This window comes from Buchananella hordeovulneris, from assembly GCF_001907235.1.
In the GTDB taxonomy this organism is placed as follows: domain Bacteria; phylum Actinomycetota; class Actinomycetes; order Actinomycetales; family Actinomycetaceae; genus Buchananella; species Buchananella hordeovulneris.
The window spans coordinates 112,386-123,122 of record NZ_MQVS01000009.1 but is presented as its reverse complement, the minus strand read 5'-3'; the positions used below and the strand labels follow the sequence as shown (position 1 = coordinate 123,122).

At 65.1% G+C, this 10,737-nt stretch carries 11 protein-coding genes, 1 tRNA gene and 2 pseudogenes; 5 read left to right on the top strand and 9 right to left on the bottom strand.

Annotated features, from left to right (window positions below):
* Positions 1-221 precede the first annotated feature (221 nt).
* On the top strand, positions 222-926 hold the full coding sequence (locus BSZ40_RS09060; protein ID WP_073825480.1) for a DUF4241 domain-containing protein: 705 nt from the start codon (positions 222-224) through the stop codon (positions 924-926).
* A 54-nt stretch (positions 927-980) separates the two neighbouring features.
* Here the strand turns inward: BSZ40_RS09060 and BSZ40_RS09055 are convergent, their stop codons facing one another.
* Together BSZ40_RS09055 and dcd are read right to left on the bottom strand one after the other, a co-directional pair.
* Complete coding sequence (locus tag BSZ40_RS09055) at positions 981-1,985, bottom strand: hypothetical protein (protein WP_073825478.1); 1,005 nt, start codon at positions 1,983-1,985, stop codon at positions 981-983.
* Positions 1,985-2,569 carry a dCTP deaminase gene (gene dcd, locus BSZ40_RS09050; protein WP_073825476.1) on the bottom strand — a complete coding sequence of 195 codons (585 nt, stop codon included), beginning with the start codon at positions 2,567-2,569 and terminating at the stop codon, positions 1,985-1,987. The genes BSZ40_RS09055 and dcd overlap by 1 nt, the downstream gene beginning before the upstream one ends.
* Before the next feature lie 151 nt (positions 2,570-2,720).
* On the opposite strand from dcd, the gene BSZ40_RS09045 reads away from it, so the two are divergent.
* A tRNA-Gly gene (locus BSZ40_RS09045) sits at positions 2,721-2,791 on the top strand.
* Here the strand turns inward: BSZ40_RS09045 and BSZ40_RS12515 are convergent.
* Positions 2,784-3,272 (bottom strand): annotated as a pseudogene (locus BSZ40_RS12515) (TRC40/GET3/ArsA family transport-energizing ATPase); the annotation flags it as partial. The gene BSZ40_RS09045 and the pseudogene BSZ40_RS12515 overlap by 8 nt on opposite strands.
* A gap of 29 nt (positions 3,273-3,301) precedes the next feature.
* Positions 3,302-3,703: an arsenite efflux transporter metallochaperone ArsD gene (gene arsD, locus BSZ40_RS09035; RefSeq protein WP_073825473.1), complete on the bottom strand. Its 402-nt coding sequence runs from the start codon at positions 3,701-3,703 to the stop codon at positions 3,302-3,304.
* Between the two features lie 92 nt (positions 3,704-3,795).
* On the opposite strand from arsD, the gene BSZ40_RS09030 reads away from it, so the two are divergent.
* The 3 genes from BSZ40_RS09030 (at position 3,796) to BSZ40_RS09020 (ending at position 6,194) form a co-directional block, all read left to right on the top strand.
* Entirely contained in the window at positions 3,796-4,542 is a 747-nt protein-coding gene (locus BSZ40_RS09030) for a metalloregulator ArsR/SmtB family transcription factor (protein WP_222842771.1), read from the top strand.
* Between the two features lie 651 nt (positions 4,543-5,193).
* Positions 5,194-5,553: a Cd(II)/Pb(II)-sensing metalloregulatory transcriptional regulator CmtR gene (gene cmtR, locus BSZ40_RS09025; protein ID WP_073825469.1), complete on the top strand. Its 360-nt coding sequence runs from the start codon at positions 5,194-5,196 to the stop codon at positions 5,551-5,553.
* A complete protein-coding gene (locus BSZ40_RS09020; RefSeq protein WP_073825466.1) occupies positions 5,550-6,194 on the top strand; it encodes a cation efflux transmembrane domain-containing protein in 645 nt (214 codons plus the stop codon). The genes cmtR and BSZ40_RS09020 overlap by 4 nt, the downstream gene beginning before the upstream one ends.
* 102 nt (positions 6,195-6,296) lie before the next feature.
* Here BSZ40_RS09020 and BSZ40_RS12470 read toward each other — a convergent pair.
* From BSZ40_RS12470 to BSZ40_RS08995, 5 genes and pseudogenes are all read right to left on the bottom strand, one after another.
* Positions 6,297-6,404, bottom strand: a pseudogene (locus tag BSZ40_RS12470) (LLM class flavin-dependent oxidoreductase); the annotation flags it as partial.
* Positions 6,405-7,162: 758 nt separating this feature from the next.
* Positions 7,163-7,810 carry a hypothetical protein gene (locus tag BSZ40_RS09010; protein WP_073825464.1) on the bottom strand — a complete coding sequence of 216 codons (648 nt, stop codon included), beginning with the start codon at positions 7,808-7,810 and terminating at the stop codon, positions 7,163-7,165.
* A 198-nt stretch (positions 7,811-8,008) separates the two neighbouring features.
* Positions 8,009-9,568, bottom strand: coding sequence for an endonuclease/exonuclease/phosphatase family protein (locus BSZ40_RS09005; RefSeq protein ID WP_073825461.1), 1,560 nt, complete (start codon positions 9,566-9,568; stop codon positions 8,009-8,011).
* A 236-nt stretch (positions 9,569-9,804) separates the two neighbouring features.
* A complete protein-coding gene (locus BSZ40_RS09000; protein ID WP_073825459.1) occupies positions 9,805-10,131 on the bottom strand; it encodes a nucleotide pyrophosphohydrolase in 327 nt (108 codons plus the stop codon).
* A 108-nt stretch (positions 10,132-10,239) separates the two neighbouring features.
* On the bottom strand, positions 10,240-10,683 hold the full coding sequence (locus tag BSZ40_RS08995; protein ID WP_073825457.1) for a DUF2087 domain-containing protein: 444 nt from the start codon (positions 10,681-10,683) through the stop codon (positions 10,240-10,242).
* Between the last annotated feature and the right edge of the window lie 54 nt (positions 10,684-10,737).

Genomic DNA, 10,737 nt, shown 5'->3' with positions numbered 1-10,737 from the left:
ACCCCCGGCCGAGCCGCTTCGAACCCACCCTCCCCACTCCGAACAGCCCCGCATCCTGCCGCCCTACTCCAGTTGTCACCACCCCGGTCCCATCTCGGCCCCACCCGAGATAACCCTGCCCTGGTGACAACTGGAAACAGATCCGGCGCGGTTGGCAAAAATCGCCGATCTGCGACACCGTGGGACCCTCGTTTGCTCGCCCACTCCCCCACAATTTGCCCATGGAACTTGATCCCACCCACTTCTACGCCTTACAAGCTCGGGCCCCCTACCAGCGAGGCAGTCGCGAAGCACAGATCTCGCAGTCGACCATTGAGCTCGGCACCCTGCGGATACACAGCGGGGCCGTGGAGGCGTGCGACCCATTCTTTGACTTGGGCAACGGCGTGCGCTTCCAAGCCCCGAATGGTGACCACCGGGCGGTGGTCACGGTCGCGGACGTCTCCGGCCGCCAAGATGGCTCGCACCTGCGCGAGTCATACTTGTCTTTGCTGTTCAGCGACGCCCCCACCGCCCGGCTAGCCCTGGCCACCCCGCTGTTGGGGCCGGACGAGGAGGAGCACACCTACTCAGCGTGGGTCGGCGTGGAGACGGGCACGGTGGCTTTCACTGATCGCACCGTCCTGCAGTTCATGCCAGATGTCAACCACTATGACGAACTTTTCGACAGCGGGCAGCCCGACTCTTGGTTCGCCCTCATGGACAACCCACACCACATCGCCCGCTACGTTGCCAACATACCCCTGCCCCTGGGGCAGGCAGGCGAGAACCTGGTGTTGTCGCACTCGGGTTGGGGCGACGGCGTCTACCCCGTGCTCGCCACCTACGCGGCAGACGGCAACCTCACCGGTTTGCACATCGACCTGTTGGTGGTTAACGACGACGCCTCCCGCAAGTTGGACGTGGACGACGAGGAAGACGACTAAAACCGCGGGCGGGCGGCCACGCCTCGCCGTGACCGCCCGCCCGCCGCCGCCCCGCTACAGCTCGACGAGGAAGCCATCGTCGTCCACCACGCGCCCTTCGGTGACGGCGACAATGGCCCGGGCAGCGGCCTCGATCTGATCGGTGACGGCCATCCGGGTGCGCCGCACGGCTCGCGGCACGCGCACGTTGCCGACCATGGTGTAGTCCGCGGGCCGCCAACGCACCGTGTAGGAGACGATGCCGTTCTTGATCCAAGGCTCGCCGGCGATGGCCGGGATGGGGCTATCGACCCCCGTCATGGCCACCTCAATGCCGTCGCGCCCCGGGGTGCGGAGGGCGTAGCCGATGCGCACCATGGGGCTGCGGGAGGCAGCCTCATCGAAGGCCGCGGATTCCGCGTCGAGCCATCGGCGCTGCCCTTCGTCCAGGCCCAGGTTTTCGCGGACGCGGGCGATCTGGTTGTCGCGCCGGGCCGTCGCCGAGGCGCTGCGCGGGGCCGGGGAGACAACTGGCAGATCATCAATGGGGGTGAGGTCGGGCAGGATGGGGCGCAGCACCGTCAACGCGGCCGCCTCGTCGAGCGCAACCGGCGCCAACACGGTGAGATTGACAGCGGAGTCCGGATCGGGGACATAGATCCCGCCCGACGGCCCCACCCGGATGGCCCCGCCAAGGCGGCGAGCAATCTTCCGCAGCGCCGAGACGGCCACTAGCTCGTCTCCGCTGGGCAGCCCGTCGAGGAAGAGTTCCATCAACGGGTCGGTGCCTTGCAGTTCTTTGGGCATGGGTTTGCCGCGGTTAGGGGGGCACCGCAGGAGGTAGGCCTGGGTGGTCCAGGCGGGCAGTTCAAGCGTCATCCGCGTGTTGGTGTCTACCAGCCACGGCCCGGTGAGGGACGCCCCGGGGGTCAGGCGCAACAGGCCGGGCGCCTCCCACCCGGCCCCGAGGTCGAGTGACAGGGCGAGGGCTTCTAGTTCGGCGGGGTCGACGTCATCGGCGACGGCGAGCAGCGTGTGTGGAGCTGCCAGGTCAGGGGTGAGGAGGTCTAGTTCGGTCATTAGCGTCCTTCGAAGCTGGCGCGGGTAAATGAGAGGTGGGAGCGAGAAGCGGTGGGGCCGCGTTGCCCTTGGTAGCGCGAGCCGCGCGCCCCGGAGCCGTAAGCAGCGGCGGCGGGCGAGGAGAGCTGGAAGAAGCAGAGCTGGCCCACCTTCATGCCGGGCCACAGCAGAATCGGCATGGTGGCGGTGTTGGAAAGTTCGAGGGTGATGTGGCCGGTGAAGCCCGGGTCGATGAAACCGGCGGTGGAGTGGGTCAGCAGCCCGAGGCGCCCGAGGGAGCTTTTGCCTTCGAGGCGGGCGGCGACGTCGTCGCCAAGGGTGACGAGCTCGTAGGTGGCACCAAGCACAAATTCGCCGGGGTGGAGCACGAAGGGCTTGTCGGGGTCGACTTCGACCAGGTGCGTGAGTTCGCTTTGGTCCGCGGACGGGTCGATGACGCTGTAGCGGTGGTTGTCGAAGAGCCGGAAGTAGCGGTCGAGGCGCACATCGACGCTGGAGGGCTGCACCATTTCGGGGTCCCAGGGGTCCAGGGCGATGCTGCCGGCGGCTACGCGGGCATGTATGTCACGGTCTGAGAGCAGCACGCGTAGATTGTGCCAGCCCTGTCGGGGTGGCACCTGGGAACTTGGGGCCGGATTTTGGCCGCCGACGCCGACGCTGCCCGGCCGGGGCGAGCCCGAGTTGCGTTAGGGGTGGGGGTTAGGGATATGATCTGCGGGCACGCTAACGCGGCGCGCGGGTGTAGTTCAATGGTAGAACTCCAGCTTCCCAAGCTGGTAGCGCGGGTTCGATTCCCGTCACCCGCTCTATGAAAGACGACCAGTCACCCGGCAGTGCGAGCAGCCGAAGCGTATGGCCTGTGGGTACGGTGTCGAAAACAATGTGATCGTAAGCATCGACAATGTTTGGGGAGACGAGGAAGTCAACAAATCTGTTGAATGAAGCGACCTCCACCGTGCATGAGCCAGAGAGCGTCTCCTCGGACTCGCGCAACACCTCGGGCGGCAGAAGATGACGAACTGGCGCAAGAATCGACTCGCGGTACTTTTCTGCCTCCATGTTCGGGTCGATCTCGATCGCATCGAGCCTGACCTCCACCCCCATCTCCCTGGCGACAACGTCACCTAGCGCAGTAATTTCAGGTCCAATGGATTGTCCGAAAACCTGCGCAACATTTGATGCCGGATCTGTCGACACCAGCAAGACTTTGCGCCCTTGCGTAGCAAGTGAAAGAGCGGTAGCGCATGACACCGTCGTCTTACCGACCCCACCCTTGCCGGTGAACATCAGAAACTTTGTTGTTGGTGGCCACTGGTTCAACAGCATCCCGAAGCACCTCCGCAACACGACGAGCTTGCCACTGGAAGCTCCGATCTGCCGTCACGTGCAACCTGAGAATCGAGGCTGCCCGCAGAATCCCGACGCGCCCACGCACGCAATTGCGCCAGGGTGGGATACACGCCCTTGAGGACGATCTCGCCGTTAATCACCACCACGGGAAGAGAATCGGCCCCTTCGGACTCAAGCAGGTCGCGTACAACCGGAGTGGATGCGAAGTCCAACGGGGCGCTGGCCAAGTTGTGCCGCACCACGTCCAGTCCCTCCTTCCGTGCAGCGCTCACAGCTGCCGCCGCATCAACGACTTCCTGGTCAACGTTTTCTCCGCATACACCCGACGAACAGCACATCGCCGGATCAAAGATGTCGATCTTGGCCATCTCTTACCTCCACATGTCATATCGATGATTGTCGATACGTTGGATGCTACACCTACATATCGAAAGTTGTCAATGTGTGGCATACTGGAAGGGTGAACGATAGTTACCTGTGCGCTTGCCCTGTGGGCGAGGTGACCTCGCCGTCAATGCCGCTTGAAGCTCGGGTGGAGCAGTTCAAGGCATTGGGTGATATCACCCGGCTGCAGCTAGCTTTGATGGTCAAGCAGGCTGCACCGTCCCCAGTGTGTGCATGCAACTTCCCTGAAGCCTTCGGCATGAGCCAGTCGACAATCTCCCATCATTTAGGCAAGCTGGTCAAAGCAGGGGTTCTCGAAAGACAGAAGCGAGGGAAATGGGCGTACTTCACGCTCCATCCAAGCTTTGATCACAATCTTCTTGAAAACCTTGAGTCAGGAGTCGCCATGAATGTCAGTGACACAACCTCAGAAACCACAATCTTGTTCGCCTGCCGGCAAAATGCTGGGCGTTCCCAGATTGCTGCAGCGTTAGCTAAGCAGCTTGCGCCAGAAGGTGTGACGATTCTGTCGGCAGGATCCGAGCCTGCTGATGCAGTTCATCCTGTCGTCGTTGAGGCTCTCGCCGAGATTGGCCTCCAACCCGATTCTCAACCCAAACCACTAGACCCCGCACAGGTGAAAACGTCTGACTGGGTCGTCACCATGGGGTGTGGCGAAGCCTGTCCCTTCTTCCCTGGCGTCCATTATCAGGATTGGAAGATCGACGACCCCAGTGACCGTTCACTCGAAGAAGTCCGGGGCATTATTGACCAGATCAGAACACGTGTCCAGGAACTACTTGGCACAGTCTCCCAAGGGTAATCCCCATGAGCCTCTCTGGCTGCAAAGAGTCTTGATGCAACGAGGAAAGTCGCCGGGACCATGTTTTTATTGCTCTCGCGTAGCTTCCGTAGCTCTAGCAACAGCCGCATTGAGCCAGTGAAAAGCACCTGGCGGAGCGCCAATGTCGCTTCGATGCTCCCCCCATTAACAGTTGTGTTCCCTGCGTTGCGTCGCCTAACAGCAGCAGAAGTTATAGGCCTTGCCGCCATACTCAGCACCCCGCAATCAGCTACACACCCGAAGCCTGGCGAGCCCTCGTTGACCACGCCACCATCCACCCCGACGGCACGATCACCATCACGTTCAACGACGGCACGACGATCTAGACCATCTTCATCCTCCACTCCAGACGCCACTGGCCTGGCGCTTCGTCGTTGTCGCTAATGCCCTGCACCCACCCGACTGCAACCTGCACCCACCCCGGCTCTTGTATCCATCGTGACCACCTTTGGTCTCTTCGCGTCCGTCCGCTGGGTTGCGAGCTTGGTGGAGACGTGGCGCGGTCGCGGGATGTCGAAGTGGCCGAGGTGGCGGAAGAGGTGACCACGGTTCCCGAAGGCAAGCGCGCGGAGCGCGTGCGGCAGCCCTTACACCTGGACATTGGTCAGTGTGCACTGTATAGTTCAGTGCATGCTGACCATTGCTTCGCGCCTCGACGTCATGAACCGGCTCGGCCGGGCCATGGCCGACCCGACGCGCTCCAAGATACTCATGACCCTGCTCGACGGCCCGAGCTATCCGGCCGTGCTCTCGCGCGAGCTGAACCTGACCCGCTCGAACGTCTCGAACCACCTGACCTGCCTGCGCGACTGCGGGATCGTCGTCGGCGAGCCCGAGGGGCGGCAGACCCGCTATGAGATCGCCGACCCGCACCTCGCGGCGGCGCTCGTCGCGCTGGTGGACGTGACGCTGGCTGTCGACGAACATGCGCCGTGCGTGGACTCTGCGTGCACGGTGCCGGGCAGCTGCGGGACGGGGGTGGAGGCGTGAGCGAGGCCCTGACCACCGCGCGCCGCGCGACCCTGCACCGCCGCGTTCGCTTCATCGTCGGCTTCACGATCACCTACAACGTGATCGAGGCCATCGTCGCCGTCTGGGCGGGCGTCCTCGCCTCGTCGGCCGCGCTCATCGGCTTCGGGCTCGACTCAGTCGTCGAGGTGCTCTCGGCGGCCGCCATCGCCTGGCAGTTCACGCGCAAGAACCCCGAGCGATGGGAGAAGGTCACCGTCAAGGCCATCGGCATCGCCTTCTTCGCGCTGGCCGCCTACGTCTCGATCGATGCGGTGCTTGCGCTGGTCGGCCAGGAGGGCCTCGACCACAGCCCGCTGGGCCTCGGCATCACCGCGCTGAGCCTGCTCGTCATGCCGCTGCTGGCGTGGTTCGAGGTCCGCACCGGGCGAGAGCTGGGCTCCAAGAGCGTGATGGCCGACGCCAAGCAGCTCATCCTCTGTGTCTATCTGTCCGGTACGGTGTTCGTCGGCCTGGTCCTCAACAGCCTGTTCGGTTGGTGGTGGGCCGATTCGGTCGCGGCGCTGGTCGTGGCGGTGCTCGCGGTGCGCGAGGGCCTGGAGGCCTGGCGCGGCTACGTCGAGTCGCCGTTCGAGGTCCTGGAGAACCTCGACGACGACTGATTCCCACCCACGAGAGGATGACGGAGACCCCCGGAGCGCTGCTTCTGGGGGTCTCAGTGTTTCCATCACACTTCACGAGTGTCATGACTCGGACATGTGCTAGCGCATATCAATCACACCGGTGCCGACCTCGATGTTTTTGGTGCGCGCACCCGCTGCTGCGAGCACGGGCACCGGAGAGGCGGCCTGGCGAGCCCAGTGGTGCACACGCCGCGCGGTCCGAGTCCCACTTGGAGATCGCCTGACGCGACACCCCGAGCAGGACAGTCAAACGCTCCTGGGTGAGGCCACGACTCGACCTCAGATGCTGAAGGTTCTCACGAAATGACATAGCAACTCCTTTCACTATGGCCGCGGAAGACACAACTGCCATCGCATTCCCTTGCGGCGGTTCATCCTCAACTTTGCCAGTGAGAACGCGGGACATCCACCACCCGACGGCTGCAATCCACAAAGCAACCAAATTTTTCCCGCAACCACCGGTTGCATCCACTCGGACCTTACTGCAGGTGATCTGCTCCGATCCCAAGGCACGTGTTCCAGCACAAATTATCGTGTTGTGAAGGGTGTTCGGGATAAAAATGGCGCCTGGAGGCCCAGAAAAACGAGTCCCGAGGGACACCTCGCACGGCGATTCAATACTTGTTGTCAGTTACTACCTCATAAATAGGTTCCTTCGGGGTCGGCAAGCTGACTCCATAATTTCTCATTACACCTCACCAATTTGACATCCGGTCCGTTGCGCCTCGGAATCGTTTTCGCGCGAAATGTGAACCCGTCCGCACCTAGCGGCGCACCCACCCGGCTCGGCTTTGCACCCACCTGCACCCAAAGATGCACCCACACGGCTTGCTTATGCACCCACCCCAGGCTTTGTATCCATCGTGACCACCTTTGGTCTTGCGCGAGACCCCCGAGTAACACTCGGGGGTCTCGCTTTAGCGCGGCCCGGGAAGCGAGCGGGCCGCCTACTGTTCTTGCCCGCCCCATTCGACGACGGTGAATCCGGTCCGCGGGGGCGCGGGCATCAGCTGCTGGACGGGCACCGCCGTGTCTTTGGTGGCCGCCGAGTAGACCAGGTACACGCGCACGAATGTCTCCGGCTGTACGGGCTGCCCGGCGGCGGTGAAGGAGTAGCTGGCCAGCTGCGAGTGCTGGTCGGTGGCGAAGGTGACGAGGGAGTAGTCGTTTTGGGCGAGGCGCGGCGCCCAGTAGGTAATGAAGTCGGCGGATTCTTGGTCGGTGAGGCCGAGCAGGCTGAGCTTGTCTTCCAGGAACGGCACTACCTCCGCGCGGGCCACGAGGAAGCCGCGGTCTTGTGAGAATCGCCCGGGGGCGCCCCCTTCCCAGAACAGGTACGGGTATTGACGGCCCTGCGCGTCGGTGAGGGTGCCCGTCGGCTCCGCCGTCACCGTCCACTCGGGGCCGCTGGCGGCCGCCTGGGGGTAGCTGATGGTGACTTGCCCCGCGAACTCTAGGTCGACGCTAATGTGTGTTGGCCGCTCGGGGTAGAGGTAGAGCACGGGCTTTTCCTCCAGTGGGGGCTCAGGTGCTTGGCACCCGGCCACCAGCGTCAACAGCCCCACTAAGCCCACACCGATCTTTCCCGCTCGCATACCCGTGTCCTCTCGCGCGGCTGGGCAGGGCGCCCCGCTGACCTCTCCGTCAGCAGCCAGGTTACTCTCGGCGGTGGCCGCCCACGGCCGTAATGAGTAATCCGGCCCCCGGGGCCGCGCCCCGCGCCCGCCCACGGCAGAAACAAGCGGTCCGCCCCCACCACACGGGCGGGGGCGGACCAATCAAGGCTCGGACCGTTAGCTGCGGCGGCGCCGCACCAGCAGCAGGGCACCGCCCGCCAACAGCACCGCCGCCACCGCGGTCAGGCCGAGAGCGTTGACACCGGTGCGCGCGAGGCTGCCGGGGGCGGCTTGGCCGCTGGGCGAAGCCGCGGGCGCGGGGCTAACCGAGCGGGTCGGACTCGCCGACGGCGCGGGGCCGGCGGGCGGGGCAGGCACACTCGCGGTGGGGGCGGGGGCCTGCGGGCTGGAGGGGGCCGTCGACGGTGCCGGGGCCGGGCTGGCGGTCGCCGTCGCGGTGGGGCTCGGCGTGGGGCTCGGCGTCGGGCTCGCCTGCGCCGGGAACTTGACCTTGATCCACACCGCCCGGTGGTCGGAGGTGGGGAACGGGATGCGCTCGCCGGTGTTCGGGTCCTTGTCGAGGCCGGTCAGCCGGAATAGTTCGTCGTCGCGGGTCGGCCAGAACACCTGTGCGTCTTCCACAACCGCGCCCTGGTTGGGCAGCACGTAGTCGACCCGCAGGTTGCCGGTGCGGGCGTCACCGAAGTCGGCGGTGTCGTACTTGGGGTCGGCCTTGTGGTCCGGGTTCACGCCGCCCTGCAGGGCGCTCTCCTGCGCGCCGCCCGCCGAGCTGGGTTTGGGGTCCAGCACCCGCGGGTTGTGCAGCAGCTGCAGGATGGCGCTGTTGTAGGAGCTGCCGTCGACGGGGTCGGCGTTGTAGTCGCCGAGGATCACGAAGTTGGCGTCCGACGGCAGGGTACCGGTGTTGCCGTTGTCGTCGTACAAGTAGGTTCCGGCCCCCGAAATGTAGTCGGCCCACAGGCGGATCTCGTCGTGGTTGCGTTTCTGGTTGCGGATCTCGGGCCCGTCGAAGGCGGGCGGGGTGGGGTGGGCAGCCAGCACGTGCACGATGGTGCCGTTGATGTCCACGGGAATGTCGGCGTGGGTCTTCGACGACAGCGGGAACTTGGCGATCTCTTCGGGCGCATACCAGGGGCTGCCGTCGGCCTGCTGCGGCAGTAGCGCCCCCGGCATGTCCTGCCAACGGAAGTTCTGGAACGTGCGCACCTGGTCGGCCTGGATCGGATACTTCGAGTAGACGACGAAGCCGTACTGGCCCGGGAAGAGCCCGAAGCCCCACGCGTCGTCACCGGGCTTGATTTCGCCGTCGTTGTTCAGGTCGAAACCGGAGGGCACGCCCGTGTTTACCGGCCCGGTCCACACGTAGGGGTATTCGACGGGGGCGGCACCGTTCTGGCTGACCTCCAGGTAGTTCTTCCGGAAGAGGTCGGCGGCCCGGTGGTCTGCGTCGTAGTCGAATTCGTTGACGAGAATGATGTCGGGGTTGATGCGCTGGATGGTTTCGGCGGCGTTGCGGGCCTGCTGGTTGTCGCCGGTGGCGAGGTGTTCCAACAGCTCACCGGCGCGTCCGCGGTTGAGGCTGGCGTTGAACGTGGCCACTGTGAGGGTGTCGGTGGTGGGGCCGGGGGCGGGCTCGTCCGCTGTCGCCGGGACGACGGCGGCCAGCGTCAGGCCCGCGGCCAGGGCCGCGCTCACCGTCAACTTGCGAAACTGCATCTAATTGTCCTTTCGCTCTTTGGCTGTTGGCCGCCGGGCGGGCCCGGCACTTGCCGCCGTGTGCGGCTGCGCCCTGCGGCAGCCCAGCGCGGGCGGGACCTCCGATTTGCAAAGCCCGTGGCGGCCACCGGCCAGGCGACTGTATCACCGCCCGGCCGCCGCTCGGGCGGGCACCCCGGGGTGGCTGGCGTGTTCCCGCGGCCCCGCCCCGGGCGGCCTCCCGGCGGTGCCCCCGCTCACCACCGTTCCAGGTTGCGGGCGTGCTTGGCAAGGTAGGCCTGGGTGAACTCCTGCGGACTGACGTCGTAGCACAGCAAAACATCGGTGAAGTACATGAGCACATCGCACATCTCCTCCACGAAGTGGGCGCGCGCGGGCCCGGCTTCCGTGATGGCGGCGTCGCCTTGTTTCTTCATCACGTCGGCGACCTCGCCTGCTTCGGCGAGCATCCACAGCAGCTGCTGTTTGCCCACTTCCGGGCGCAGTCCGCCCCACAGGTGGTCATATTTCGCGTGGATTTCCCGCTGGATTTCGTATAGGCGTGCCAGCCCGAGCTCGGCCATGCTTTCCCCTTCGTGTCGACGGTGCGGCCTCCACTGTAGGCCGCCCGCCCGCTAGCCGCGGGTGACCAGGAGGGTTCACCCCAAGCCCGGCCCCCATCAGGTCGCGCCTCAACCGCGGGTGACCTCGGTGAAGCGCTGGGCCGCCCCGCGCGGAATCTCGGGCGCGACCGCCGGGCCGGGGGTGGGGAACTGCGCAGCCACCTGGTAGTGACCGTCGGCGCGCTGCAACAGCCCATAGTCGACCAGTTCGCGGCGCAGGGAGGCGAAATCGTCGTGCACCTGCGCCAGGAGCTGGCTGACCTCCCGCTCGGAATAGACGACACCGGGGTTAAACAGGTCCAGCAGTTCGATCAGCACGACGACGCGGGCCCGCCGTTTAGCGGGCAGGTGCGGCAGGCGGTCGTCCCGGAGGAAGGTGGCCACGGTTTTGTCCCAAAACGCGGCCGCGGCGGCGGAATCTGCCCGCAGGGCGGCGCGGGCGGTGGTGTAGTTTTCCCCGGTTTGCAGCATGCGGGCGCGCACGAGCTTCTTGAAGTCTTTGTCGCTGGTCATCTTGCACCATCTCCGGCAGTGTCGACCCCAGTCATCGCTGCCAGTTGGTGATGT

Coding starts and splice junctions, on each gene's coding strand:
- BSZ40_RS09060 (WP_073825480.1), top strand. CDS start 222: ATGGAACTTGATCCCACCCACTTCTACGCCTTACAAGCTCGGGCCCCC.
- BSZ40_RS09055 (WP_073825478.1), bottom strand. CDS start 1,985: ATGACCGAACTAGACCTCCTCACCCCTGACCTGGCAGCTCCACACACG.
- arsD (WP_073825473.1), bottom strand. CDS start 3,703: ATGGCCAAGATCGACATCTTTGATCCGGCGATGTGCTGTTCGTCGGGT.
- cmtR (WP_073825469.1), top strand. CDS start 5,194: ATGCTGACCATTGCTTCGCGCCTCGACGTCATGAACCGGCTCGGCCGG.
- BSZ40_RS09010 (WP_073825464.1), bottom strand. CDS start 7,810: ATGCGAGCGGGAAAGATCGGTGTGGGCTTAGTGGGGCTGTTGACGCTG.
- BSZ40_RS09005 (WP_073825461.1), bottom strand. CDS start 9,568: ATGCAGTTTCGCAAGTTGACGGTGAGCGCGGCCCTGGCCGCGGGCCTG.
- BSZ40_RS09000 (WP_073825459.1), bottom strand. CDS start 10,131: ATGGCCGAGCTCGGGCTGGCACGCCTATACGAAATCCAGCGGGAAATC.
- BSZ40_RS08995 (WP_073825457.1), bottom strand. CDS start 10,683: ATGACCAGCGACAAAGACTTCAAGAAGCTCGTGCGCGCCCGCATGCTG.